The sequence below is a fragment of the Arthrobacter sp. JDC6 genome, assembly GCF_056484025.1.
The window spans coordinates 505232-531198 of record NZ_CM151278.1; the positions used below are offsets into that span (position 1 = coordinate 505232).

Consider the following 25967-nt stretch of genomic DNA (forward strand, 5'->3'; position numbering starts at 1 on the left):
AGTCCATGGGCTTGCGTTTAGTGCTGGGAATCGGGCAGAGCAATCCGGGGGTGAATTGCCGCGTGGCCGTTCGCCAGCGGTGGCAGGGCCTTGAGCCCCATGGGGAGGTGTTCCGCAAAGATCAACAGAGTTCGCGCTAAGCAACAAGAGTGCTGTACGTCACTTTGAAAGTCAAGGATGCCAGGCAGCATGAACCTCTTGGGGCGCATTGTGTCGCCGGACCGCGCTGTTGCATATTGCGATTGTTGTTGCGCTCCAGCACCCGGGGGTTAGTGCACCGGCAGTGGCTCCCGCATAAGGGAAAGGGCAGGCCAACTGTTTGGGGACACAACAATGGCCCCGGGCACTGCCCGGGGCCATTGTTGTGTCATTTCCGCGTGTACCCCATATTGGCGCTGACCTGGAGCCCGGCTTCCTTGAGCGATTCGAGCAGGCCGGGAATCTTCTCGGGGTCGAACCGGAAGGCCGGGCCGGAGATGCTGAGGGCGCCAATCACGGTGCCCTGGTGGTTGTAGACCGGCACCGCCACGGCATTCAGGCCGATCTCGAACTCCTCGTGCACCACGGCGTACCCCTTGGCGGCTACCTCGAGCAGCTGTGCGTCCAGTTCCTTGCGGCTGGTGATGGTGCGGGCAGTCCGGGCAGCAAGGCCCGTCTCCTTGAGGATACGGTCCCGGTCGTCCGCCTCCAGGGCAGCCAGGAGGACTTTGCCGCTGGACGTGGCGTGCAGCGGGGTGAGGCTCCCCACCCAGTCGTAGGTGGCCAGGGTGGACGGGCCCATGGCCTGGTCCACATTCACCGCGTAGTTCGAGCGCAGGACCGCGAGGTTGACGGTTTCCTTGAATTCGTCGGCCAGGCTTTCCAGGACGGGCCGTGCCTCGCGGACCAGGCTGAGCCGCCCGGGGATGGAACTGGCCAGGCGCAGGATTCCAAAACCGAGCTGGTACTTGCCCCGCTCGCTGTTCTGGTGCACCATCTCGCGGGTCACCAGCGATCCCATCAGCCGGGAGACGGTGGACTTGTGGATCCCCATTTCCTCGGCTATTTCGCTCACGCCCGCGTGCCCTTCCCGGGCGAGGATCTCCAGGACTGTCAGGGCGCGCTCCACGGACTGCACGCCGCCGGACTGGCCGCCTTCGGCATCGGTATCGGATTCAGGGTCTCTATTCGAAGCCATACTTCCTGATCCTATGCCGGAAACTGTGACGGCGGTGACATTGGGTTAACGCGCTTGACACCCGGGCGCCCCCAGGCCGGCCTAGCTGCCGCGGTAGGTGGAGTACGCGAACGGGCTCAGGAGCAAAGGAACGTGGTAGTGCTCCGGGCCGGTGACTTCGAAGACCAGGTCCACTTCCGGGAAGAACGTCGCGGTCTGCAGGCCGGCGTAGTACGTGCCCGTGGCGAAGTTCAACTTGTAGTGCCCGGGCTCCAGCTGTTCAGGCCCCAGGTCCTTCGCCCGGCCGTCGGCGTCCGTGCTGGAGGTGGCCAGCTCGCGCCAGGTACCGCCGTCATTCTTCAAAAGGACGACGGCGACCCCCGCCGCCGGGCGCCCGGCGCCGGTGTCGAGGATGTGGGTGGTCACGTGGGAAACGCTCATTCGCTGATCAGTCCTTCAAGCCGCAGTACGGCGATTTCGCGCAGCTGCTGGGCCACGATGGTGTCTTCCTCCTGCGGGGAATTGCCGAGCCGCTGGTTCAGGGCCTGCAGGATTTCCGGAGCGGTGCGTCCGGCGGCCCGGATCAGGAAGACGCGGCCGAACTTCTGCTCGTACTCGCGGTTCCCCCGGGCCAGGGCTTCTGCTGCCGCAGCATCGGCCGGATCCACCCCGGCCTGCTCGGAACGGGACATGGACGCCTCGGTGCTGGCCGCCGTCGGACGTTCCCCGATCCTGGGGTGGTGGGCCATGGCGGCGTCAACCTCCGCAGGAGTGAAGGGGTTGGCTGCCTGGGCGGCGAACTCCAGCAGCTGGTCCCGGCTGGCGAACGGCCGGGCTGCTGCCACCGCCTCCACCCAGCGGCTGACGTCGATGCAGGGCCGGAGGGTGGCCTGGGCCGCGGCGGAGCCGGCGGCGTTGAATTCGGCAAGCTTCATGCTGGCGTATTCCTCGATGGTCATGCTGGCATCCATGGTGACGGCTATGCGGATGCCGGAGAACCCGGCGCCTGTTCGGGGATTTCCCCAAACAAGGCTTCCGCATCATGGAACTGTTATTTCAGCATACGTAATATTCAAGAACAGCCGCGTGGCCGTGTCAAGCGGCGGCGCGCAGCTCCGGCAGGGGCAGTCCTAATCCTGGGAGGACGTCCTGGAAAGGACCCAGGTGTTGGTGGCACCCTGGCGCTCGAAGGTCACCGTGGTGACCAGCGCCTCGATCAGCGCCAGGCCGCGGCCCGACTCGGCGTCGTCGCCGGGCGTGGCCGGCTCCATGGGGCCGTACGGTGGCTTGGCGTTGTAGGCACTCACCCGGGCCTGCAGCAGCGTGGGCTGCACGGTGGTCTCCACCCCCAGTTCCACCTCCCGGTCCCCGGCGGGCCTTGCGTGCTGGACGATGTTGGAGGCGGACTCGATGACGGCGGTGGTAAACGTCATCTGGTCCATGTCGTTGACGAACGGAACGTCCAGCCAGAGGCTGTCCAGGTCGTTGTGGACCGCTTCGATGGCGTCCTCGGCAGCAGGCCCCCGGAAGCTGCGCGAGGCCAGGACCTCAGTCATTGCCGAACGCCACTTCGGCTGTGGCATACGCCGTAAGGACCTTGTCCATGCTGGTGAGCTTCAGGACCATGTTCACCTGGGGCTGCACCGCCGCGATCCGCAGGTCGCCGCCGGCCTGGCGGGCCGCCTTGAGGCAGCCGATCAGCGCGCCCAGCCCGGAGGAATCCATGAAGGCGGTGTTTTCCAGGTTCACCACGATCCGGTTGGACCCGCCGGCAATGACATCCGTGACGAACTCGCGCAGCTTGGGCGCGGAGACCATGTTGAGCCGCCCGTCCGCCTTGACTTCCGCGTACGAATCTTTGACCTCGTAACTGAACTCCATCAGGGTTCCTCTCTGTTTGCAGGTTCTGCGGCCGGTTCGTACCCCTTGTAGAGCACGGCGCGGACCAGGATGCTCATGACCACCAGGTCGAAAACCACCCAGACAACATTGACCAGGGTGCCCAGCGGTTCCGCCAGCCCGGCGGCAAGGCGGATGATTCCGACGACGGCGGCGACGGCAAGCAGGATGGACACGACGATCTGGGGCCGGATGAGGCTCCAGCTGGGTCCGCCGCTTTGGCGCGCCTTGGGGGTGACCGCGAACCCAAGGGGACGGCCGAACCACACGTTACGGGCCGCCGTCGTGCATGCCTTGATCCAGGTGGGGAACAGCGCCAGGCTGTACTGCTGCCCGCGCCAGGTGGGGATTCCGCGGCCGGCCACGGCGAACAGCAGCTGGTTGACCACCATGAACGGGATGAAGCGGATGAAGAAGTCCCAGCTCAGGCTGCTGACCGGCAGGATGCCCAGCAGCAGGTAGATGATGGGGGCCGCGAAGTAGATGACCGCGGCGAACCCGCTGAGGTAGGTCCACATGGTGGCGAAGTACATCAGGCGCTGGCCGAGCTTGAGGCCCTTCTGGACCAGCGGGTTTTCGCGGAGCAGCACCTGGATGGTGCCCTGCGCCCAGCGGAGGCGCTGGGTGAGCATGGTCTTCAGGTCCTCCGGCGCCAGGCCGTAGGCCAGGATCTCGTGGTGATAGACGCTCTCCCAGCCCATGGCGTGCATGCGCATGGCGGTGGCCATGTCCTCGGTGACGGAGATGGTGGCCAGCGGCATTACCGGCTGGGCCTCGTCGCTGCGCTCCACGGTCAGCGCGTCCAGGACGGCCTGGACGGATTCCAGGGCGCCCAGCGGCGACCAGTCACGGGCGGACATGCGCTGGACGGCGTCGTCGGCCACCACCGGGACGCCGGACTCGCCCACGTGGGCCAGTTCCATGGCGGCGATCTCTTCGAGGTCGGCCTGCAGGGCAGCGACGTCGGCCTGGACCAGGGTCTGGACGGCGGCATCCACGCGGCGGCGGACGCGGTACGTGACCTCGCTGAGGGGCCTGCCGGCGTCCACTTCCTCCTGGGCCTCGCGGGTGGCTGCCTCCACCTCGTCGAGGACCTCGGCCACCAGGGGAGAGTCCACGTCCGCCGACTTGCGGGCCTGCTTGATGGCTGCCCGGGATGCGGCCAGGGCACGGCGGATACTCTTCTCGGTCTCCTTGACGTAGCCCACCAGGCCCAGCTGCATCAGGGCCTCGCGGCGAAGGATGGCGTTGGAGCCGCAGAAGAAGGCAGCGTTCCAGCCGTCCTTGCCCTGCTGGATGGGACCGTAAAACAGGGGCGCCTGGCTGCCTAGCGGATCATCGGCCGGCACATTGCTGAAGTATTGGGGGGTTTGGACCAGGGCCACCCGGCGGTTGTTGAAGTAGCCCAGGGTCTTTTCCAGGATGTCCGGCTCCGGGATCTGGTCCGCGTCCAGGATCAGCAGGAACTCGCCGTGGGTCACCATGAGGGCGTTGTTCAGGTTCCCGGCCTTGGCGTGGCGGGGGAGGTCCTTGGTCCAGTCCTCGCTGCGGGTGACGTAGCCCAGGCCATGCTGTTCGGCCAGGGCCTTGAGCTCGGGCCGGGCGCCGTCGTCCAGGATCCACGTGCTGTGCGGGTGCCGGATCTTCTGGGCCGCCAGTGCGGTGGTGAGGACCATGTCCAGGTCTTCGTTGTAGGTGGTGATGAAGACGTCCACGGTTGCATCGTGCGGCGGCGCGGGAGCGCCCTTGCGGATCCTCAGTTTCCATACGGTCATGCCGAAGAGCATGACGTCGATGAGGCTGTAGGTTTCGGCCACCACCAACGGCAGGGCGATCCACCAGGCGTCCCAGTTGAGGGACGCCATCCAGCGCCACGCGATGTAGTTCAGGCCGGTCAGGACGGTCAGGACAACCACCACGCGGGTCCAGAAGCGGATCAAGCCGGCACCTCCACGGGCAGGCGGCGGACCACAACCACCGTGACGTCGTCTTCGGCGGTTTCTGCGGGGGCCAGGGCCAGGATGGAGTTGCTGGCTTCCTGCGCCGTACCTGCGGACTGCGTTGCGTGCTGCACTGCCTCGGTGAAGTCCTCCACTGACCCGAACACATCCAGCACTCCGTCGCTGACCACAACCAGCGAGTCACCCGGGGCCAGCTCCAGGCCCGCCTGCGGCCACTGGGTCCCCGGCCAGGCGCCAACCGGTGGTCCGCCGGAGGGGAGGCGGTCCGCCGGTCCGGCCGGCTGGACATGCAGCGCAAGGCCGTGCCCGGCGTCTACATAGCTGACCTTGCCTGATGCCGCGTCCAGGCGGGCATGGAACAGGGTGACAAATGAGTTGGAGGAGTCCAGGTCGGCGGCGATCGCCTTGCTGGCGGCGCCGAACCCGGCGTCGAGGTCCTGCCGCAGGCCCGTGGAACGCATCACTGCGCGGACTGTTGCCGCGATCAGCGCCGCCCCCATGCCTTTGCCCATGGCATCGGCGAAAGTGAGGTGGAGCCCGTCCGGCGTCTGGTACCAATCGTAGAAGTCGCCGCCCACGCTTTGGGACGGGCGGAAGAGGCCCGCCACGTCGTAACCGTCAACCCGGATGTCTTCCTTGGGCAGGAGGCTTTGCTGCACTTCGGTGGCGCGTTCCAGCTCGCCCCGGGCGGCGGACTCCGCCGCGGCTGAGGGCCGGCGCCGGAACAGTGCATTGATCCGGGACTGCAGTTCCCGGGGGCTGAACGGCTTGCTGATGTATTCGTCGGCGCCGTTGTCCAGGCCGGTCAGCTTGTCGAGTTCGTCCGCACGGGCGGTGAGCATCACGATGAACGCGTCCGAGAACTCGCGAAGGAGCTTGCAGACCTCCAGCCCGTCAAGGTCCGGCAGGTTCAGGTCCAGGGTTACCAGGTCCGGCCTGGTGCGGCGGACTTCCTCCACCCCCGGGAGCCCTGCCCCGGCCTGGGTGACGTCGAAACCCTGCTTCACCAGGACGCGGACCAGGAGCCCGCGGATGTCGGGGTCGTCTTCGATGACCACGGCACGGCGGGTTTCGGGGGGAGAGACCATAGCTCTACTTCTACAGTATTAAGGCGCACGGGGCATGTCTTAGGCTCCACAGTTTCCGGTGACTTCGCTGACAGAAACGTTGTATGCGGCCCCCTCAGCAGATCTTGCGGAAATCTTGGCATCTGCTTGCCGGGACGTTGAGGAACGGACGTCACACTCGAAGGAACGCAGCAGCGTGCAGGCGGAAAAGCCCGACGACGGGCCACGCGGCGGGCTGCATGGTTGCGGAGAGCGGGGAAGCAGCATGGAACAAGTCAAAAAGAGGGGAGCGGACAAGGCCAAGGCATTGCTTCGCCTCTATTTCCACTCACGAAAAGTGCGGGCAGCGGCCAGGGAACTGGAGAACGCGCTGGCCGAATCGCGGGAAGTTTCCAGCTGGCCCGGAGACCGGCTCCCCGTGGGGGAGGAGATGTCCCGGCACGTGGAGAAACTGACCCGCCGGCTCAAGCTCGAGACCGAGGCGCACCACAGGCTGGGAATCCTTTTCAAGACTGCGGGTGGAGGGCATTCCGTAGCGGCGCTCTAGGTGCCACACTTAGCAGCAATCGATTGGCTGGGGATAGTCAGGAGATTGCTGTGAGTTTGTTTGTCGGTTGGTCGTACCTGATGGCTGGACTCATGACCATGGACGCGATGCTGCTGGCGCTGTGGGCCATGGAAGTCGATTGGCGAAAGTACTGGCACCGGAAGTAGCGCAGTTATTCCAGTTGCAGCCGCATCAGCACCCGGGGGAAGCCGTTGAGCACCGAGGTGGTGTCCGCAGCCTTGGTGAAGCCAGTATCCTCGAACAGCTTCCGGGTGCCCACGTAGGCCATGGTGAGGTCCACCTTGCGGCCGTTGTTGTCCACCGGATAACCCTCGATGGCCGGGGCCCCATAGGAGCGGGCCATCTCCACGGCGCCTGCCAGCAGGACGTGCGAGATGCCTTTGCCGCGGTGGCCGGGACGGACGCGCAGGCACCACACCGACCACACGTCCTGGTTGTCCACATGCGGGATCTTCCTGTTGCGGGCAAAGGCCGTGTCCGCCCGCGGATGGACCGCTGCCCACCCAACGGGTTCGCCGCCGTCGTACGCCACAATGCCGGGCGGGGGATCCTGGGCCACCAACTGGCGGACCAGCTCCCCGCGTTCCCCGCCACGGAGGGAGACGTTCTGGCGGGACGGGATGCGGTAGCTCAGGCACCAGCAGACGGTGGCATCCGGCCGTTTTGGCCCCACCAGTGTCTTCACGTCCTCGAAAATTGTTGCCGGACGAACCTCGATCGCCATGGAACTATCCTGACACCCACGCGCGAAACAGGGGGGACCAAAAGGCGGGCGCCGTCACTACACTGGGACGCATGACCGAGCAGGACCCGGGCAGGGCGGCTGCGGATTCCGACTCCACCGGCACCTTCCTGCGGAGCCCGGCAGAGCGCTCCCGCACCTTCACCGGCATCCTGGTGAACACAGCCCTGGCCAACATCACCACCAGCTATTTGTGGTTCGCGCTGACTTTTTGGTTGTACCTGGAGACGCGGAACGTGATTGCCACCGGGGTGGTGGGCGGCGCGTACATGCTGCTGATTGCCCTCTCCAGCATCAGCTTCGGCACCTTCGTGGACCGCTGCCGCAAGCTGGCCGTGATGCGCTTCGCTGCCTGCTTCACGCTGGTCATGTTCGTGCTGTCCGGGGTGATGTTCCTGCTGGTGCCTGCCGCGTCACTGCTGGACCTGGGGCAGGCATGGTTCTGGATCTTCACTCTGGTCATCCTGGTCGGCGCCGTGGTGGAGAACCTGCGGAACATTGCCCTGTCCACCACCGTCACCATCCTGATCGAACCGGAGCGCCGTGCCAATGCCAACGGGCTGGTGGGGATGGTGCAGGGGCTGATGTTCATTGTCACCTCCCTGCTGTCCGGATTGTCCGTCGGTCTGCTGGGCATGGGCTGGACCATCGCCGTCGCGCTGGTGCTCACGGCGCTGGCCTTCGCCCACCTGCTGACCCTGCGGATGCCCGAGGAGGTGCGGCCCGCGGCAACAGACGCCCGCGGCGGGTTCGACCTGAGGGGCTCGCTCGCGGCAGTGCTGGCCATTTCGGGGCTGTTCGCGCTGATCCTGTTCTCCACGTTCAACAACTTCATCGGCGGCGCGTACATGGCGCTGATGGATCCGTACGGGCTGGAAATGTTCTCAGTGCAGATGTGGGGTGCTGTCTTTGCGGTCGGATCCACCGGGTTCATCATCGGCGGCGCCTTGATCGGCAAGTTCGGGCTCGGCGCCAACCCCCTGCGCACCCTGCTGGTTGCGGTGGCGGCCATGGGAGTGCTGGGTGCGGTCTTCACGCTGCGGGAGTGGGCGTGGCTCTACATCCTGGGGATCTGGCTGTACCTGGTGCTGGTCCCGTTCGTGGAGGCGGCCGAGCAGACCGTCATCCAACGGGTGGTGCCGTTGGAGCGGCAGGGGCGCGTTTTTGGCTTCGCCATGGCATTCGAGTCCGCTGCCGCACCGGTCACCGCGTTCGTCATCGCGCCCATTGCCCAGTTCTGGATCATCCCGTACGCACGGTCAGCGGAAGGTGCAGCCCGACTGGACCCGCTGCTTGGCGGGGGCACCTCCCGCGGAATCGCCCTGGTTTTCCTGGTGGCCGGCATCATCATGATCGCAGCCGCCCTGCTGGCCTTCCTGACTCCCGTTTACCGCCGGGTTTCGGCTTCGTATGCCCACGTGGCGGCGGAAGCGAAGGCAGGTGGTTAAACGCCCGGACGCTCCCGCAGCACGTGCGGAAGCGTCCGGGAAAACCCGCAGCAGGTGATGGATCGTCCTAGACGCCCAGGGCCTCCTTGAGGCGGGCGACGTGGCCGTCGGCCTGCACCTGGTACTGGGCCAGGGTGACTTTGCCTTCGGGGTCCACCACAACGGTGGAGCGGACAATGCCTTCGTGGATTTCGCCCTTGACCAGCTTCTCGCCCCAGGCGCCATAGGCCAGGGCAACGGCATGGTCGGGGTCCGAGAGCAGGGGGAAGGTCAGGGAGAAGTCGCCGCTGAAGCCGGCCAGGGCTTCCTGGGCATCCGGGGAAACCCCGATGACTTCGTAGCCCTTGCCCTGGAGGGAGGCAAGGCTGTCGCGGAAGTCGCAGGCCTCGGTGGTGCAGCCGGGGGTGGCGGCCTTCGGGTAGAAGTAGACAATGACGTTCTTGCCACGGTAATCGGCCAAGGAGGTCTCCCGGCCCTGGGCGTCCCGGAGGGTGAATTCAGGAGCCGGGGTGCCGGGCTGAAGCTTGGTGGTCAGGGTGGGGCTCATGGCGTTCCTTTGTAAGACTCGGTCAGTGATGGCCAAACATCAAGTGAAGCGGGTTGCCGCTTACTGATACAAACCAGCGCGTCATATGCAGTATTCCGCCGGTCCACGAACTGCAGCGTGCGGACCCGGCACAAACTGGTACCCGCCGCCGCGGACAGTTGCCACGGCATGGCGGGCGTTGCCCAGTTTCTTGCGGATCCTGCCCACGTAAACGTCGATGGAGCGTGCCGTGGCGCCGGGGAAATCGAGGGACTCCAGGAACTCCTGCAGTTCCTCGCGGTCCACCGTCCGTGACAGGTGGGTCACCAGGTAGCGCAGCACTTTGTATTCGACGCCGGTCAGGGCCACGGGCCTGCCGTCCAGCAGGACGGTGTCGGCGGCGAGGTCCACGGCGACCCGGCTGACGGGGCCGGCCGACGGCGGCAGGCGGGTGCCGCCGTCGTCATCAGTTGCGCCGGGGTTCTCCGCCGCGGAGGGAGCCGGAGAGGAGTCGGCTGCGGCTCCTTCCGCGGCGGACGTGGGGGCTCCGGCGGCAGGCCAATGGACTTCCGCCTCCGGAGCAGTTTCGAGGGCCCTTGCCAGGACCATTTGGGCGGCGTGGCGCAGGAGTTCCGGGCTGGTTCCTTCGGCCGGAACCACCCACACCGCGAGACCGCGGGCGGCGGCCTTGCGTGAAGGAAATCCCGGCCGCGCCCCCGCCCCCGGATAGTGCGCTTCCACTGCCATGGCGTCTCCCTAGACGCCGCCGCGGCGGATCAGCCTGCCCGTGGGGGTCTGGCCGTCCACTACGGCGCCGCGGAGGAAGGTCTTGCGCACCACGCCGGACAGGGCTTTGCCGTCGTACGGGGTGATGGGGTTCTTGTGCTTGAGCTTGGACACGTCCACCACGAAGGCCTCGTCGGGCGCAAAGACGGCGAAGTCGGCGTCGTAGCCCAGCGCCAGCTGGCCCTTGTTGGTGAGGCGGGCCAGTCCGGCGGGCTTCTCCGCCATCCAGGACACCACCTGTTCCAGCGGGATGCCGCGGTGCCGAGCCTCGGTCCAGATCAGGGACAGGCCCAGCTGCAGCGAGGAGACGCCGCCCCAGGCCACGGCGAAGTCCCCGTTTTCCAGATCCTTCAGGTCCAGCGTGGAGGGGGAGTGGTCAGAGACGATGCAGTCGATGGTGCCGTCCAGGAGGCCCTGCCACAGCAGCTCCCGGTTGGAGGCCTCCCGGATGGGTGGGCAGCACTTGTAGGCGGTGGCACCGTCCGGGATCTCCTCCGCCATCAGGGTCAGGTAGTGCGGGCACGTCTCCACGGTGAGCTTGACGCCGTCGCGCTTTGCGCTGGCGATCATGGGCAGCGCGTCCGACGACGACAGGTGCAGGATGTGCGCACGCGCACCGGTCCAGCGGGCCCGTTCGATGACCTCGGCGATGGCCTTGTTCTCGGCGCCACGGGGGCGGGAGGCAAGGAACGTGGAGTAGTGGTCGCCGCCGGGGTGCGGGGCGCGGTCAATCGCGTGCGAGTCCTCGGCGTGGACGATCATGAGGGAGTCGAAGGACTTGAGCTCGGCCATGTCCTCCTCCATCTCGTCCGCGTCCAGGTGCGGGAACTCGTCCACGCCGGAGTGCAGGAGGAAGCACTTGAAGCCGAAGACGCCCTCATCATGCAGGGGGCGCAGATCGGCCTTGTTGCCGGGGATGGCACCGCCCCAGAACCCGACGTCGATGAACGCCTGGTCTTCGGCCACCTCGCGCTTGAGCTTGAGGTTTTCCACCGTGGTGGTGGGCGGAACGGAGTTCAGGGGCATGTCGATGATGGTGGTCACGCCGCCCGCTGCCGCGGCCCGGGTGGCAGAGGCGAAGCCCTCCCACTCGGTGCGGCCGGGCTCGTTGACGTGGACGTGGGTGTCCACCAGGCCCGGGAGCAGCGTCTCGTCGTCGGCGAGGTCGATGATCTCGGCGCCGGCCAGGCCGTTGCCGAGCGGTTCGAGGGCCACGATCTTGCCGTTGCGGACGCCCACCTCGCGTGGCGCGATGCCGGCGGTGGTCAGGATGCGCCGGCCCCGGATGACGAGGTCGAAACGTTCTTCAGACACGGAGGTCCTCCTTGGTACTTGCGGCGGCAGGCCTGTTGGCTGCCAGCCCCGCACTGATTTGGGTGCCCAGCTGCTCCAGCAGCGGCCCTGCCTCTGCTATGCACCTGTTTACATCGGTTTCGAGCGCCGTCAAAGCGTAAACATCCTCGAATCCTGCGGCCGCTGCCTGGCCCTGGTCCAGGGTGGTCCGGCCGCAGACGGCGATGACCGGAACGCCCTGCGCCGCAGCAGCCCGGGCAACACCCATGGGGGTCTTGCCCAGCAGGCTTTGCTCATCCAGGCTGCCTTCGCCGGTGATCACCAGATCGGCGCCGGCCAGCCGCTGCTCCAGTTCCGTGAATTCAAGGACGACGTCGATCCCCGGCCGCCGCGTGGCGGCCAGGACGGCGATGGCGGCGTAGCCCACGCCGCCGGCTGCCCCGGCTCCGGGAGCCTCGGCAGCCTTGACGGCGCGGAATCCGATTTCCCTGGCCAGGACTTCGACAAACCTGGCCAGGGCGGCGTCGAGCATGCCGACGTCCTGTTGTGTGGCTCCCTTTTGCGGGCCGAAAACCGCCGGGGCGCCCTGGGCGCCCAGCAGCGGGTTGTCGACGTCGGATGCCAGCACAAAGCGGGTGTCCACCAGCCGGGGCTCGAAATCGGTGAAGTCGATGCTGTGCAGGTTTGCCAGCGCAGCCCCGCCCGGTGGAAGTTCGTTGTTCCTGCTGTCCAGGAACCTGGCACCAAGCCCCTGCAGGAGCCCCGCGCCGCCGTCGGTGTTGGCGCTGCCGCCCACGCCCAGGACGATCCGCCGGCAGCCGGCGTCCAGGGCGGCCCTGATGAGCTGGCCCGTGCCCAGGCTGGTGGCTGTGGTGGCGTCAGCCGAGCCCGGCCTGCCGCCGTTCCGGACGCCCGGCATCAGCGCGAGCCCGGATGCCGTGGCCATCTCGATGACGGCTTCGTGCCCGCGGACGGCGAAGTCCGCATCCACGGGCTGCCCGCTGGGACCGGTGACCGTTGCGCTCCGGCGGGTGAAGCCGGAGCCGACGGCGGCGTCGAGGGTGCCCTCGCCGCCGTCGGCCACCGGAATCCGGACCACGTCAAGGTTCCCGCCGGCCCCGCGCTGCAGGCCCCGCTCCAGGTGGCTGCAGACCTCCGGCGCGGACAGCGAACCCTTGAACTTGTCCGGGGCGATAACCACGCGCATGGTTATGCCTGCAGGGCCAGGATGGCGGTGGGTGCGTCTGCGGCGGTCTCGGCCAGGGCCTCGAACTCGTTGACGGCGTTGATTTCCACGCCCATGGAGATGTTGGTGACCTTTTCCAGGATCACTTCCACCACCACGGGAACCTGGAACTCGCCCATGAGCGCCTTGGCCTTGTCGAACGCGGCGGCGAGGTCGTTGGGGTCCTCCACGCGGACGGCCTTGCAGCCCAGGCCCTCGGCCACCTTGAGGTGGTCAACGCCGTAGCCGCGGGTGTCCTCGGACAGGTGTGCGCTGTTGATGTTCTCGAACGCCAGGGACACGTTCTGCTCCATGTTGAACCCGCGCTGGGACTGGCGGATCAGGCCCAGGTAGGAGTTGTTCACCACCACGTGGATGTAGGGGAGGTTGAACTGGGCGCCCACGGCCAGTTCCTCGATCATGAACTGGAAGTCGTAGTCTCCGGAGAGGGCCACCACGGTCTCATCCGGCTTGCCACGGACCACGCCAAGCGCTGCCGGGGCGGTCCAGCCCAGCGGGCCTGCCTGGCCGGCGTTGATCCACTTGCGGGGACCGAACACGTGCAGCATCTGGGCCCCGGCGATCTGCGACAGGCCGATGGTGGACACGTAGATGGTGTCGCGGCCGAAGGACTTGTTCATCTCCTCGTACACGCGCTGCGGCTTGATGGGGATGTTCCCGAAGTGCGTCTTGCGGTGCAGGGAGGCCTTGCGGTCCTGGCACTCGCCAACCCAGGCGCTGTAGTCCGGCAGGGACCCTGCCGCCTTGCGCTCTTTGGCGAGCTCAACCAGCCCTGCCAGCGCCGCGCCGGCGTCGGACGCGATGCCCAGGTCCGGGGAGAACACGCGGCCGATCTGGGTGGGCTCGATGTCGATGTGCACGAACTTGCGGCCGGCGGTGTAGGTGTCCAGGCCGCCCGTGTGGCGGTTGGCCCAGCGGTTGCCGATGCCGATCACGAAGTCGCTCTGCAAATAGTTCTCGTTGCCGTAGCGGTGGCTGGTCTGCAGGCCCACCATGCCGGCCATCAGGCGGTGGTCATCCGGGATGGTGCCCCAGCCCATCAGGGTGGGAATGACCGGAATGTTGAGGGTTTCGGCCAGTTCCACCAGCTGCGCGGAGGCGCCGGCGTTGATGATGCCGCCGCCGGCCACGATCAGCGGGTGCTTGGCCGCGGTCAGCATGTCCAGGGCCTTTTCCAGCTGCTTGCGGGAGGCCTTGGGCTTTTCGACGGGAAGGGGCTCGTAGGTATCGATGTCGAACTCGATCTCGGCCATTTGAACGTCGATGGGCAGGTCCAGGAGAACCGGGCCGGGGCGGCCGGAGCGCATCAGCTGGAAGGCCTTCTGGAAGGCGCCCGGAACCTGGCCGGGCTCCAGGATGGTCATGGCCATCTTGGTGACGGGCTTGGCGATGGATTCGATGTCCACGGCCTGGAAGTCTTCCTTGTGCAGCTTGGCAACCGGGGCCTGGCCGGTGATGCAGAGCATGGGGATGGAGTCTGCCCAGGCGGCGTAGAGGCCGGTGATCATGTCGGTGCCGGCAGGGCCGGAGGTGCCGATGCAGATGCCGATGTTGCCGTCCTTGGCGCGGCTGAAGCCGTCGGCCATGTGGCTGGCGCCTTCAACGTGGCGGGCCAGGGTGTGGCGGATGCCGCCGTGGGCGCGCATTGCGGAATAGAAGGGGTTGATCGCGGCGCCTGGCAGGCCGAACGCCTCGATGGCGCCTTCCTTTTCCAGGATGGCCACCGCTGCATCAACGGTACGCATCTTGCTCATGGGGTGCTCCTTGAAAGCTTGGGAAGTCTGTTTTTGGGTGTGCTGAAGGAAGGCCCGGCGGTCGCGGGGCACTTTGGGAGTGTCGGCGTCGTAAATTACGACGGCGGCCGGCGTGTCCGTGTCAATGTGCCCCGTTTTCGGGGCGGCCGGCTGGGCTGCGTGAGGGTTACTTGCGGCCGCTGAGCTGGAGGACCTGCTTGAAGAGTCCGGAGTGGTCCAATGCGCCGTCACCCTGGTTGACGGTGGCGGCGACGAGCTGGGCGACGACGGCGCCGAGCGGGATGGCCACGTTGGCTTCGCGGGCGGCGGAGGTGACGATGCCCAAGTCCTTGTGGTGCAGGGCCAGGCGGAAGCCGGGATCGAAGTTGCGGTCCAGCATCTTCTGGCCCTTCTGCTCCAGGACCTTGGAACCGGCCAGGCCGCCGCCGAGGACCTTGAGGGCGGCGTCGGTGTCCACGCCGTAGGCCTCGAGGAAGGCGATGGCTTCGCCGAGGACTTCGATGTTGACCGCAACGATCAGCTGGTTGGCTGCCTTGACGGTCTGGCCGGATCCGGAGGGGCCCACGTGGACGATGGTTTTGCCGACGGCATTCAGGACGTCCTGGGCGTCGTCAAAGTCAGCCTTGTCCCCGCCCACCATGATGGAAAGGACGGCGTCGATGGCGCCCTGTTCGCCGCCGGAAACCGGGGCGTCGAGGGGGCGGATGCCTGCTTCCCTGGCCTCCGCCGCGAGGCGGACGGCGACGTCGGGGCGAATGCTGGAGGCGTCGATCCAGAGGGCGCCCTGCTTGGCGTTGGCGAAGACACCATCCTTGCCGCTGACCACGCCCTCGACGTCGGGGGAGTCCGGCACCATGGTGATGACGACGTCGGCATCCTTGACGGCGTCCGCGATGCTGGTGGCGCCCTTGCCGCCTTCGGAGACCAGCTTGTCGATCTTGTCCTGGCTGCGGTTGAAGCCGGTGACGGTGTGGCCGGCCTTGACCAGGTTGATGGCCATTGGCAGGCCCATGATTCCGAGTCCGATGACTGCAACGTTGCTCATGATGGTTCTCTTTCCTGAAAAGTCTGTTCGTGGTTTCCCAACTGACTCGCATTTGTTGTCGTTTTGAACGCTCATAACGACAACTACTGCGAGTTAGTTGGGCGGGTGGGGACTACTTGGCGATGCGTTCGCGGATGGCCCAGCTGAAGGCCGTCTCCTGCGGTTCCTTGTACTCGAGGCCGATGTAGCCCTCGTAGCCGAGTTCGCGGCTGCGGGCGATCCATTCGCCGAGCGGGAGGGTGCCGGTGCCGGGGGCGCCGCGGCCGGGGTTGTCGGCGATCTGGATGTGGCCGAAGTCCTTGGCGTGGTTTTCGATCACGGCCGGGACGTCGTCGCCGTTGACGGCCAGGTGGTAGTAGTCGGCGAGGAGCTTGATGTTGCCGGCGCCGGCCTCGGCCTTGACGCGGGCAATGACCCTGAGTGCGTCGTCGGCGGTGAGGAGCGGGTACCTGGGTGCGCCGCTGACCGGCTCCAGGAGGACGGTGCCGCCGATGCGGGCAACCCCTTCTGCCGCTGCCGCCAAGTTCCTGACAGCCAGTTCATCCTGTTCTTCAGGGGTGAATTCGTCCTGCCTGTTGCCGTAGAGGGCGTTGAAGGCCTTGCAGCCCAGGCGCCCGCCGATGCCGGCAACAACGTCCACGTTGTCCTTGAACTCCGAGCAGCGTCCCTTCCAGGAGACCAGGCCCCGGTCGCCGCCGGGCATGTTGCCGGCGTTGAAGTTCAGCCCGGTGAGCTGGACGCCGGCGTCCATGATGGCGTTCTCGAACTTGGTGATCTCGCTGTCCGCCGGAACGGAGGTCTCGAAAGGCCACCAGAACTCGACGGCGTCAAAGCCGGCTGACTTTGCCGCGGCAGGGCGCTCGAGCAGGGGAAGCTCCGTGAGGAGGATGGAGCAGTTCACTGTGTACGTCATCGTAGGTCCTTCCGAGGAGGGGCTTTGATCTATCTTCCCTTGCTTCCGGCTCCCTTGCGGTTTCCGCTTTGTGGAATTTAGATTCTGCTTTATGAAAAGTGTAGGGAAGGTGGGGTGGGGTAGTCAAGGGGAGCCGGGGGCAGGAGGCTGGTATGAGGTAAGCCCGCTCAACAGGAATGGACTCGAGCGATGACCACCGGTGCCCGCCTGCGTCTCCTGGCCTGGCTCGTTGCCCTGGCCGGATTCCTTGCGGCCTGTGTTCCCGTGGCGGGCCTGCAGGAGACCGCCACGGCTCCCGCTCCGGCTTCGGCCTCCGCGGAGACTGGCCTGCCGGGGGGCGCTGCAGGTGGTGCGGCCCTTACTGCCCCGCCTGTTTCCAGTGATCCGGCGGCTCCGGTCCAGGCTTCCCTCCCCACCTCGGAGCCTTCGCCGGCACCGGCACCCGTCCCTGCTCCGGTGCCGCAGCCGTTCGCCCTGAACCTCTACCGGGAGGGTGACTTCGTTCCGCAGTGCAGTTTTGACTGGTGCGTTGCCGCGAGCATCCAGATGGCGCACAACCTTATTGACGATACGGGCGGGGGCACCTGGGCTGACCGTGCGCAGCAGAATGAACTGTGGGAGATGGCGCGCGCCCGTTCCTCTGATTCGTTCAACGGTGCCAACCCCTTTGGCTGGGCCCAGGTGCTCACCGAATCGGGAATGGGACCGTATCGGGTGGTAAGCATTCCCGACTATCCGGAAGCGGTGAGGACGGCGGCCCGGGCCATTACCGACACGGGCCGGCCGGTGGGACTGGTCATGTGGAGCGGCAGGCACGCCTGGGTGATGAGCGGGTTCGAATCCCTCGGCGACCCCCGGCAATTCTCCGACTTCGCCGTGACCGGCATCCGCGTCCTGGATCCGCTGTACCCGTACGGCAGTGGACAGTGGGGCCCGTCGCCTGTTCCCAACAGCCTGCTGACCCCCGAGGAGCTGGCCACCCAGTTCGTGGTGCGGGAGCCGCGCCGCTGGAGCAGCGGGCTCCCCACCGGCTATCTCCTGGTGCTGCCGGTCACTGCCTGAACCTGCAGGCGGCTTCCCGGGACTTCTTTCTTGGGACTTCTTTCCCTGGACGGTTCTTCCGCTGTGACACTTGACACCTTTCCCCGGTGAAACCTAAAGTAAATGCCAAGTCGTTTTGGCAAAACGATTTTTCACCCCGATAGTCTCTCCGTTTCCGTTCAAGAGAAAGTGAGTCGACAGCGATGTCCACTCGTAAAAACATCAACAGGCTCGCCACCATCGGCGGTATCTGCACCGTCGTCGCCCTGGCTGCCTCCGGGTGCGGCGCAGGGGGCCCGGCATCATCGTCCGGGAGCGCCGGCACCAGCACCGTAAACGTCCTGGTGGAAGCCGGCGGCCACGCCGAGCTGACGGGCGTCGCGGAACAATGCAAGAAGGAAACCGGCGTCGACGTCAACTTCGTCGAACTGCCCTACGACGGCATGTTCAACCGTCTCTCCAGCGAATTTTCCTCCGGCACGGTCTCCTTCGACGTCGCCGCCCTGGACTCCGTCTGGCTGCCCAGCTTCAAGGACGCCGTCCAGCCCATTGACGAACTCTTTACCGATGAGGCAAAGAAGGACATCTTCCCGGCGTTGGTCAAGGAAGCCAACGTGGACGGCCATTTCATCGGGATGCCCGCCTGGACCAACGCGGAAATCATCCTGTACCGCAAGGATCTGTTCGAGGACGCCAAGAACAAGGCTGACTTCCAGGCCAAGTACGGCTACGGGCTCGCCGCCCCTACAACATGGAAGCAGTACCAGGACATTTCCGCGTTCTTCACCAAGGACGGCATGTACGGAACCGACGTCAAGGGCGGTGTGGAAACCGAATGGCTTGCCCACGTCCTGCAGGCCGGCTCGCCCATGGTCCTGGATGCGAACAACAAGGTGGTCATCGACAACGCCGCCCACAAGGAAGCCCTGGACTTCTACACCAGCCTCGTCAAGGACGCGCCCTCGGGTGCCGCACAGGTTGACTGGGCTGCCGCGCAGAACCTGTTCAACCAGGGCAAGACGGCCATGACCCGTTTCTGGGCCCACGCTTACCGCCAGATCCCCAAGGACTCGGCAGTGGCCGGCAAGGTTGGTGCTGCACCCATGATCGCCGGTTCAGCCGGCGTCGGCGGCGTGCCAGGCCCCTGGTACCTGTCCGTACCGAAAGCCACCAAGAACGCGGACGCCGCCAAGAAGTTCGTCAAGTGCGCCTACGACTACAACGACAAAGGCATCGAGTCGAATCTTGGCCTGGCCGCACGCATCTCCGCCTTCGAGAAATACCAGGACAAGCCAGGCTATGAGAGCTTCAAGCCCCTGATCCAGACCCTTAACGGCAAGGCCACGGCCACGCGCCCCGCTACCGAAAAGTGGCAGCAGATCGTGGACACCGTGCTGGTGCCCATGCTCCAGAAGGCTGTCGCCGGCGGTGACTCCACAACACTCCTCGCCGATGCCAAAAAGCAGATCGAGGACCTCCTTAAGTAAGACCCCCGCGGCCGGCGCCTGACTCACCGGCGCCGGCCGCGGCCCCAACCAGCGGAAGAGAAAACCGTGCGTATCTCCGATCGCCGCTTCGCATTGTTCCTGATGACACCAGCGGCGCTGTTCCTGGCAGTTTTTGTGGCCTTTCCGCTGTTCCGCCTGGTGGCGGACAGCTTCTTCAAGATTTCCCCGATTGCCGGCGGCCCCCGCGAGTTCGTAGGCCTGGACAACTACGTCAGGGCCTTCGCCTCGGAGGCCTTCACCGGCGCAGGGTGGCGGACACTTGCCTACACCCTGGTGGTGGTCACGCTGGAATTCGCGCTGGGCCTGGGCATGGCGCTGCTGTTCACCATGCTGGGCAAGAGCTCCCAGATCTGGCGGACCGTCTTCATGTATCCGCTGATGATCGCCCCCATCGTGGCCGGCCTGCTGTGGAAATTCCTGATGATCGACAACTTCGGCCTGATCGGAACCCTCCTGCACCAGGCGGGGATCCTGTCCGACCCCAACCAGATCGGCTGGCTGTCGGACCCGGGCATCGTGCTCTACTCGGTGGCCGTCCCTGACATCTGGCTGACCACATCGTTCATGTGCCTGGTGCTCTTCGCAGGCCTGCAAAACATCCCCGGTGACCTGATCGAGGCAGCACGGCTGGACGGTGCACGCGCACCGGCACTGCTGTTCCGGATCATCCTGCCCCTGCTGCGGCCGGTCATCGCCGTCGCCCTGGTGGTCCGCGGCATCGACGCAGCCCGCGCCTTTGACACCATCCTCATCCAAACCAATGGCGGCCCGCAGTCCGCGTCGGAAACCATGAGCCTGCTGATTTACCGGACCATGATCCGGTTCGGAGACCCCGGGCTGGCAAGCGCCATGGGCACCCTCTACCTGCTGGCCATGCTTGCCGTCGCCTTCGTGGCGGTATCCACCATTTGGCGGCCAGGGAAGGACAACTGATGAGAACCGCAGAAAGAGTCAGGCACGACGGCGGGGCCACGGCCCTGGCGCCCGGGGCACCTTCGGCGCCGGTCGCCACAGGCAAGGAACGCAAGCGCCGCGGTGTGAACCGGGAAGGCCTGGAAGCAGGCCGGCGGGGCACCCGTACCCTGCTGTGGGTCCTCCTGGCGGCAGCGATGGTGCTGTACGGGTTCCCGTTCCTGTACCTGCTGTTCACGTCCTTTAAGACGCCGATCGACACCATCGCGGTGCCGCCCACCATCCTTCCCCGGGAGTGGACGCTGGAGAACTACGCCAATGCGCTGGGCCGCAGCGGCGTGCCGGCGTCGTTCATCAACAGCATCCAGACGGCCATCATCAGTACCGTGCTTTCGCTGGTGCTGGCGGTGCCGGCGGCATACGGCATCACCCGGTACAAGACCCTCAGCGGCCGGATCTTCATCATGGCCGCGCTGGTGACCCGGATGGTGCCGCCGGTGGCCATCGGAATCCCGCTGGCGTCCATGATGGCCTCAATGGGGTTGGCCGACACTCCCATTGCCCTGTCCATCGCCCACACCACCATTTCCTTGCCGCTCTCGATCTGGCTCATGTCCAGCTTCTTCGAAGCGGTGCCGAAGGACCTGGAGGAAGCGGCCACCGTGGACGGGTGCAGCCGGCTGGGAGCCCTGTGGCGCGTGGTGATCCCGGTGGTGTCCGGCGGCATCGCGGTCACAGCCATCTTCGCCTTCCTGGCCTCCTGGAACGAGTTCCTGTTCGCGCTACTGATGACGGCCATCCGCTCCCAGACAACGCCCGTGGTGATCGCGAACTTCCAGACGCAGTTTGGCCTGGACTGGGGATCCATGACGGCCCTCGCCGCCGTGTATTCCATCCCCGTCATCCTCCTCACGCTGCTCCTGCAGCGCAGGATCGTGGCGGGCATGACCCTCGGCGCCGTCAAGGGCTAGATCACCAGCAACGAGTAGCCTACTGGTAGCCCCAGGGGCATCACTGACCATAAGGACGTGGGAGACAGATGAGCAACAAGAACATCGGCATCAAGGACGTGGCCGTGGCCGCCGGCGTGTCCGTCACCACCGTCTCCCATGTCCTCAATGACGTCTCATACGCCAGGGTGAGTCCGGAAACCCGGAACAAGGTGCGGTCCGCCGCCGAGCAGTTGGGGTACGGGCCAAACCGCCTGGCCCAGGCGCTGCGCACGCAGAGGACCGGCATGCTGGGCCTGGTCAGCGAGGATATCGCCACCACGCCGCACGCCGGGCGGATCATCCTCGGCGCCGACGAGGCCGCCAAAGCACGCGGGTACAACCTGATGATCATCAACACCTCCGGCTCGGCCAGCCTGGAGTCCCGGGAGGCCGACGTCGAGGCCCTCCTGGACCGCCGGGTGGACGGAATCCTCTACGCCACCATGTACCACCGCAACGTGGAACTGCCACCCAACCTCGGCAGCGTGCCCTCCGTGCTGGTGGACTCCGTGGCCACCGGCGGAAACATCACCGCAGTGATCCCGGATGAGGAAGGTGGTGCCCGCGCGGCCGTGACCGCGCTCCTCGAAGCGGGCCACACCCGGGTGGGATTCATCAACAACACTGACGACGTCCCCGCGACCCGTCAGCGGCTCCGGGCCTTCCGGGCCACGCTGACGGAAGCAGGGCTCGACGGCGACGCGGCACCTGTCGAGTCCGAGGTTTCCGAGGTGCATGGCGGCTATGAAGCGGCCCGGCGCATCCTGGCAGGCGCCCACCGGCCGACGGGCCTGTTCTGCTACAACGACCGGATGGCCATGGGCGCCTATCGCGCCGCTGCCGAACTGGGCCTGTCCATCCCGGCCGACCTTTCGATTGTCGGCTTCGATGACCAGGAACTGATCGCCGCCAACCTTTATCCGGGCCTCACCACCGTGGCCCTGCCGCACTACGAGATGGGTGCCTGGGCCACCGAGCACCTGATCGACGCCGTCGAGGGGAAGACGGACCTTTCCCTCATGGCCCTTCACCCGACCATCCTGAGTTGCCCCCTGGTGCGCCGCGACTCCATCGCGGCGCCCCGCCAGTAGGCAGCCAGCTCCTTCCACTTCCCAAGGGGAACACCAGACATGTCCAGTTGCCTTGATGCCGCCCGCCCGGAAACAGCTCCGGCAGAAATCTCCAGGTTCCGGCCTGCCATCCACTTCACGGCAAGGGATACCTGGCTGAACGATCCCAACGGCCTGGTGTTCCACGACGGCCTGTACCACCTCTTCTACCAAAACAACCCCTATGGCAGCGTCTGGGGCAACATGTCCTGGGGCCACGCCACCTCCCGTGACCTGCTGCACTGGACGGAACACCCGGTGGCGATTGCGTGCGACGAGACAGAGGACATCTTCTCCGGCAGCGTCGTGGTGGACCGCGGCAACACGGCCGGCTTCGGCACGGCGGACGCACCCGCCCTGGTGGCCATCTACACGAGCGCCTACAAAGCCGCGTCAGAACTGAACGGCACGCAGGCCCAGTCCCTCGCGTACAGCACCGACGGCGGCATGACGTGGCAGAAATACGACGGAAACCCTGTCCTCACCAGGAATTCGGCGAACTTCAGGGATCCCAAAGTGTTCCGCTACCAAGGGGAGCTGGGCGCGTACTGGGTCATGGTCGCGGTCGAAGCGCATCACCAGCAGGTGGTCTTCTACCGTTCGGATGACCTCAAGTCGTGGGATTTCCTGAGTGATTTCGGCCCGGCCAACGCCGATGCCGGTGACTGGGAGTGCCCCGATCTTTTTCCCCTCGCAGTGGACGGGGACCCGGCCAACACCAAATGGGTCCTGATCGTCAACGTCAACCCCGGCGCAGTGGCTGGGGGATCCGGCGGCCAGTACTTCGTGGGCCAGTTCGACGGCGCCCGGTTCGTTCCGGACGCAGGTTCCCTCGTGGCTCCGGTCGGGCTGCGTACCGTCCCGGACCCCTCGGAGGCTTCGGCCGCGCTGCGGCAGTGCCTGTGGCTTGACTGGGGACGCGACTGCTACGCCGCCGTATCCTTCACCGACGCCCCGGATGACCGGCGCATCATCATCGGCTGGATGAACAACTGGGACTACGCCAACGAACTGCCCACAGCCCCATGGCGCTCCTCCATGACCCTGGCCCGCGAACTGCGTCTCACCGCAGTCGATGGCTGCGCCCGCCTGGTCCAACAGCCGGTCCTGCCGCAACCCGGCACAGGGGGAGCACTGCCCGCCGCAGGGGAGCACCTGACCGTGGAAACGGTTGAGCTACGGAACGAAGCCCTCCGCCTGCCGGACCCCGTACCCGGCAGTGCCCAGGTCATCGAGGCTGACATACTGCCCGGCACGGCGGACCGGATCGGGTTCCAATTCTTCGGAAACAGCGACGGCACCGCCGGCGCCATCCTCAGTTACGACCCAGCAACTACCCAACTCATCCTTGACCGCAGGCAGTCGGGAAACACTGGCTTTCACGGGAAATTCGCTTCGGTTGAGTCCGCGCCGGTCCACCTTGAAAACGGTGTCCTGAAGCTGCTGATTGTCGTGGACCACTGCTCGGTCGAAGTCTTCGCCCAGGGCGGCAGGACGGTCCTGACCGATCTCATCTTCCCAGGCCCCGGCAACACGGAGAACCGGCTGACGGTCGACGGAGGCCCGGCAACAATACTCAAGCTCGCCGTCAGTGAACTTGCTTAACGGTTCGCCCTCGCCCAACGAAAGGTCCAAAAAGATGCCAACAGTCCAGCAGACTGCCGACCCAAGGCAGGGCATCGACGTGGTTGTTGTCGGTGAAGCCCTCATGGACATCGTGGTCACGCCGCGGGGCACCGCGGAGCATCCCGGCGGGTCGCCGGCCAACGTGGCCTATGGGCTCGGGCGGCTGGGGGCAAGCACGGCATTGTTCACCTCGATCGGCGACGACCACCACGGCGCCGCCATCGAACAGCACCTCCAAAGCGCGGGAGTCCAACTCCTGCCGGGTTCCCGGGTCCGCGGCGCAACCTCTACGGCCACCGCGGTTCTGGCGTCCGACGGTTCCGCCCAGTACGACTTCAACATCCGGTGGGACCTCCCACGGACCGCCCCGGCGGTCCTTCCCGAAATCCTGCACACCGGTTCGATCGCCTCCTTCCTGGCACCGGGAGCGCAAGGAGTCAGGGAGCTCCTTGAGCAGTCCCACGAGCGCTGCGTGGTCACCTACGATCCCAACATCCGCCCAGCCCTGCTCGGCAGCCACTTTGAGGCAAAGACCGTCTTCGAGGAACTTGTTCCGTTCACGGAGGTGGTGAAACTCAGCGATGAGGACGCCCGCTGGCTCTATCCGCGGCTGGCCGTGGATGAGATCGCACAGCGAATCGTTGGGCTTGGGGCCGGTCTCGTCGCCGTCACCATGGGCGCGGAAGGATCCCTGCTCACAACAGGTGGCGCACGGGTGGAAGTACCGTCCGTCAGGTCGGCGGTGGTGGACACCATCGGGGCCGGCGACTCGTACATGGCTGCCCTCATCTACGGACTGCTTATGCGCGGAGCAGACGGGCGGGCACCGTCGGTGCTGGAGTCCCTGGGCCGCATGGCAGCCAAGGCAGCGGCCATCACGGTGCGCCGCCCAGGGGCCCACCCTCCAACACTGGAGGAACTGCGGGAGGACCTTCCCGAGCATCAGCCGGTGGCCCCATGAACACCACAACACAAAGGGAAGAAGCCATGTCCAGCAACAACTACTACGACGTGACGACGTGGCCTGCCGGCGACCCGTTCGAGGACGTCGGTGAAGTCATCAACAGCATCATCGATGACATCAAGCACCGGCAGGCCGCCACCGATGCGAACAGCGGCGGAAAACCCGGCGCGGTGATCTACATACCGCCGGGGGACTACCGGCTGCGTACCCAGGTGCTGATCGACATCAGCTTCCTCAAGATCCAGGGATCGGGACACGGGTTTACGTCCTCCAGCATCCGGTTCAACGTTCCCGAAGACGACTGGCCCAACCTGCACGAGCTGTGGCCCGGCGGCAGCCGCATCCTGGTGGACATTCCCCTCAGTGGCGGCAGCGGGGAATCCCAAGGCGCCGCCTTCTACGTGGAGCGAACCGGGAACCCGCGGATCAGCTCGGTGGAGTTCTCCAATTTCTGCATTGACGGGTTGCACTTCAGCCCGGACGGCTCGGGGATGCATCCGGAGAACACGTACGTCAACGGCAAGACTGGCATCCATGTGGCGAACGCGAATGACTCGTTCCGCGTCAACGGCATGGGATTCGTGTACCTCGAGAACGCCCTGACCATCTACAACGCTGATGCGCTTTCCATCCACGACAATTTCATCGCCGAATGCGGAAGCTGCATTGAACTGCGCGGGTGGGGGCAGGCGTCAAAGATCACTGACAACCTGATCGGGGCAGGCTTCAAGGGCCACTCGATCTACGCGGAGAAGCATGGCGGCCTCCTGGTCACCGCAAACAACGTCTTCCCCCGGGGTGCCAGCAGCATCCGTTTCAACGGCGTCACGCGCTCAAGCGTCACCAACAACCGCCTGCATTCGTTCTACCCCGGCATGGTGGTGCTCGAAGCGAACAGTTCGGAAAACCTCGTGGCCACGAACCACTTCCTGCGCGACCATGAGCCATGGACCCCGTTCCAGGGAGTCGGGAACGGACTGGACGACCTCACAGGGCTTCTCTGCGTCAGCGGCAACAGCAACTCGGTGATCGGGAACCACTTTTCCGAGGTCATCGACGCGCACAGCGTCCGGCCGGCCGGCGCCACGCCGGTCATCATCCGGCTGATGGAGGGGGCGGGCAACTTCGTTTCCAACAACCATGTGGTGGCCCTTGACGTTAATGCCTCGTCGAGTGACTCCTGCTTCGAGGCCCAGGTGGGCGCCCTGCTGGCCACTGGCGCTGCCGACGGCCTCGCCGTGACGGCCGTCGTGGTCGATTCCGCGTCAACGCGGAACACCATCCTTGATTCCGGAACTGACGCCCAAATCAGCGCTGACAGGGCCGCGAATGCCGTCAGGGCCACCCCAACGGCCGGCTGACAACGACAAGAGGTCCCCGGCGCCGGAATGCTCGCCGGAGACCTCTTGGC

25 protein-coding genes are annotated in these 25967 nt (G+C 65.9%); 10 read left to right on the forward strand and 15 right to left on the reverse strand.

The window, feature by feature from the left end:
* Positions 1 to 367: 367 nt before the first annotated feature.
* From ACV095_RS02285 to ACV095_RS02315, 7 genes are all read right to left on the reverse strand, one after another.
* A complete protein-coding gene (locus tag ACV095_RS02285) occupies positions 368 to 1177 on the reverse strand; it encodes an IclR family transcriptional regulator (RefSeq protein ID WP_478222818.1) in 810 nt (269 codons plus the stop codon).
* 81 nt (positions 1178 to 1258) lie between these two features.
* Positions 1259 to 1597 (reverse strand): hydroxyisourate hydrolase, encoded by a 339-nt coding sequence (uraH, locus tag ACV095_RS02290; RefSeq protein ID WP_018771769.1) that lies wholly within the window; start codon positions 1595 to 1597, stop codon positions 1259 to 1261.
* The gene (gene uraD, locus ACV095_RS02295) at positions 1594 to 2091 is read right to left on the reverse strand and encodes a 2-oxo-4-hydroxy-4-carboxy-5-ureidoimidazoline decarboxylase (RefSeq protein ID WP_478223404.1); all 498 of its coding nucleotides are present in this window, start codon (positions 2089 to 2091) and stop codon (positions 1594 to 1596) included. The genes uraH and uraD overlap by 4 nt, the downstream gene beginning before the upstream one ends.
* 195 nt (positions 2092 to 2286) lie before the next feature.
* Positions 2287 to 2712 (reverse strand): ATP-binding protein, encoded by a 426-nt coding sequence (locus tag ACV095_RS02300; RefSeq protein ID WP_018771767.1) that lies wholly within the window; start codon positions 2710 to 2712, stop codon positions 2287 to 2289.
* Positions 2705 to 3037 (reverse strand): STAS domain-containing protein, encoded by a 333-nt coding sequence (locus ACV095_RS02305; protein ID WP_268002057.1) that lies wholly within the window; start codon positions 3035 to 3037, stop codon positions 2705 to 2707. The genes ACV095_RS02300 and ACV095_RS02305 overlap by 8 nt, the downstream gene beginning before the upstream one ends.
* Complete coding sequence (locus ACV095_RS02310) at positions 3037 to 4995, reverse strand: glycosyltransferase family 2 protein (RefSeq protein WP_018771765.1); 1959 nt, start codon at positions 4993 to 4995, stop codon at positions 3037 to 3039. Before ACV095_RS02310 ends, ACV095_RS02305 begins: the two co-directional genes overlap by 1 nt.
* Complete coding sequence (locus ACV095_RS02315; protein WP_018771764.1) at positions 4992 to 6104, reverse strand: PP2C family protein-serine/threonine phosphatase; 1113 nt, start codon at positions 6102 to 6104, stop codon at positions 4992 to 4994. The genes ACV095_RS02310 and ACV095_RS02315 overlap by 4 nt, the downstream gene beginning before the upstream one ends.
* A gap of 244 nt (positions 6105 to 6348) precedes the next feature.
* Here ACV095_RS02315 and ACV095_RS02320 point away from each other — a divergent pair, with 244 nt between their 5' ends.
* Entirely contained in the window at positions 6349 to 6630 is a 282-nt protein-coding gene (locus tag ACV095_RS02320; RefSeq protein ID WP_223992807.1) for a hypothetical protein, read from the forward strand.
* A 172-nt stretch (positions 6631 to 6802) separates the two neighbouring features.
* Here ACV095_RS02320 and ACV095_RS02325 read toward each other — a convergent pair whose 3' ends face one another.
* Positions 6803 to 7375 (reverse strand): GNAT family N-acetyltransferase, encoded by a 573-nt coding sequence (locus ACV095_RS02325; protein ID WP_018771761.1) that lies wholly within the window; start codon positions 7373 to 7375, stop codon positions 6803 to 6805.
* A 71-nt stretch (positions 7376 to 7446) separates the two neighbouring features.
* On the opposite strand from ACV095_RS02325, the gene ACV095_RS02330 reads away from it, so the two are divergent.
* Positions 7447 to 8841 carry an MFS transporter gene (locus ACV095_RS02330; RefSeq protein ID WP_478222819.1) on the forward strand — a complete coding sequence of 465 codons (1395 nt, stop codon included), beginning with the start codon at positions 7447 to 7449 and terminating at the stop codon, positions 8839 to 8841.
* A gap of 67 nt (positions 8842 to 8908) precedes the next feature.
* Here the strand turns inward: ACV095_RS02330 and bcp are convergent, their stop codons facing one another.
* The 7 genes from bcp to ACV095_RS02365 form a co-directional block, all read right to left on the reverse strand.
* A complete protein-coding gene (bcp, locus tag ACV095_RS02335) occupies positions 8909 to 9388 on the reverse strand; it encodes a thioredoxin-dependent thiol peroxidase (RefSeq protein ID WP_018771759.1) in 480 nt (159 codons plus the stop codon).
* A gap of 81 nt (positions 9389 to 9469) precedes the next feature.
* Positions 9470 to 10114: a winged helix-turn-helix domain-containing protein gene (locus tag ACV095_RS02340; protein WP_056391697.1), complete on the reverse strand. Its 645-nt coding sequence runs from the start codon at positions 10112 to 10114 to the stop codon at positions 9470 to 9472.
* Positions 10115 to 10123: 9 nt separating this feature from the next.
* Complete coding sequence (gene allB / locus ACV095_RS02345) at positions 10124 to 11467, reverse strand: allantoinase AllB (protein ID WP_056391695.1); 1344 nt, start codon at positions 11465 to 11467, stop codon at positions 10124 to 10126.
* Complete coding sequence (locus ACV095_RS02350) at positions 11460 to 12653, reverse strand: glycerate kinase (protein WP_478222820.1); 1194 nt, start codon at positions 12651 to 12653, stop codon at positions 11460 to 11462. The genes allB and ACV095_RS02350 overlap by 8 nt, the downstream gene beginning before the upstream one ends.
* A gap of 2 nt (positions 12654 to 12655) precedes the next feature.
* Positions 12656 to 14446 (reverse strand): glyoxylate carboligase, encoded by a 1791-nt coding sequence (gcl, locus tag ACV095_RS02355; RefSeq protein ID WP_478222821.1) that lies wholly within the window; start codon positions 14444 to 14446, stop codon positions 12656 to 12658.
* Between the two features lie 166 nt (positions 14447 to 14612).
* Positions 14613 to 15491 carry a 2-hydroxy-3-oxopropionate reductase gene (locus ACV095_RS02360; protein WP_478222822.1) on the reverse strand — a complete coding sequence of 293 codons (879 nt, stop codon included), beginning with the start codon at positions 15489 to 15491 and terminating at the stop codon, positions 14613 to 14615.
* Between the two features lie 112 nt (positions 15492 to 15603).
* Entirely contained in the window at positions 15604 to 16404 is an 801-nt protein-coding gene (locus ACV095_RS02365; protein WP_478222823.1) for a hydroxypyruvate isomerase family protein, read from the reverse strand.
* A 189-nt stretch (positions 16405 to 16593) separates the two neighbouring features.
* On the opposite strand from ACV095_RS02365, the gene ACV095_RS02370 reads away from it, so the two are divergent.
* From ACV095_RS02370 to ACV095_RS02405, 8 genes are all read left to right on the forward strand, one after another.
* Positions 16594 to 17466, forward strand: coding sequence for a hypothetical protein (locus tag ACV095_RS02370; protein ID WP_478222824.1), 873 nt, complete (start codon positions 16594 to 16596; stop codon positions 17464 to 17466).
* A 182-nt stretch (positions 17467 to 17648) separates the two neighbouring features.
* The gene (locus ACV095_RS02375) at positions 17649 to 18932 is read left to right on the forward strand and encodes an ABC transporter substrate-binding protein (RefSeq protein ID WP_478222825.1); all 1284 of its coding nucleotides are present in this window, start codon (positions 17649 to 17651) and stop codon (positions 18930 to 18932) included.
* Between the two features lie 66 nt (positions 18933 to 18998).
* Positions 18999 to 19886, forward strand: a complete 888-nt coding sequence (locus ACV095_RS02380) for a carbohydrate ABC transporter permease (RefSeq protein ID WP_268002051.1) — start codon at positions 18999 to 19001, stop codon at positions 19884 to 19886.
* Entirely contained in the window at positions 19886 to 20836 is a 951-nt protein-coding gene (locus ACV095_RS02385) for a carbohydrate ABC transporter permease (protein WP_478222826.1), read from the forward strand. Before ACV095_RS02380 ends, ACV095_RS02385 begins: the two co-directional genes overlap by 1 nt.
* A 68-nt stretch (positions 20837 to 20904) precedes the next feature.
* A complete protein-coding gene (locus tag ACV095_RS02390) occupies positions 20905 to 21948 on the forward strand; it encodes a LacI family DNA-binding transcriptional regulator (RefSeq protein ID WP_018771749.1) in 1044 nt (347 codons plus the stop codon).
* 39 nt (positions 21949 to 21987) lie between these two features.
* Positions 21988 to 23571, forward strand: a complete 1584-nt coding sequence (locus tag ACV095_RS02395) for a glycoside hydrolase family 32 protein (RefSeq protein WP_478222827.1) — start codon at positions 21988 to 21990, stop codon at positions 23569 to 23571.
* A gap of 34 nt (positions 23572 to 23605) precedes the next feature.
* The gene (locus tag ACV095_RS02400) at positions 23606 to 24553 is read left to right on the forward strand and encodes a carbohydrate kinase family protein (protein WP_478222828.1); all 948 of its coding nucleotides are present in this window, start codon (positions 23606 to 23608) and stop codon (positions 24551 to 24553) included.
* Positions 24554 to 24579: 26 nt separating this feature from the next.
* A complete protein-coding gene (locus ACV095_RS02405; protein WP_478222829.1) occupies positions 24580 to 25917 on the forward strand; it encodes a NosD domain-containing protein in 1338 nt (445 codons plus the stop codon).
* Positions 25918 to 25967 lie beyond the last annotated feature (50 nt).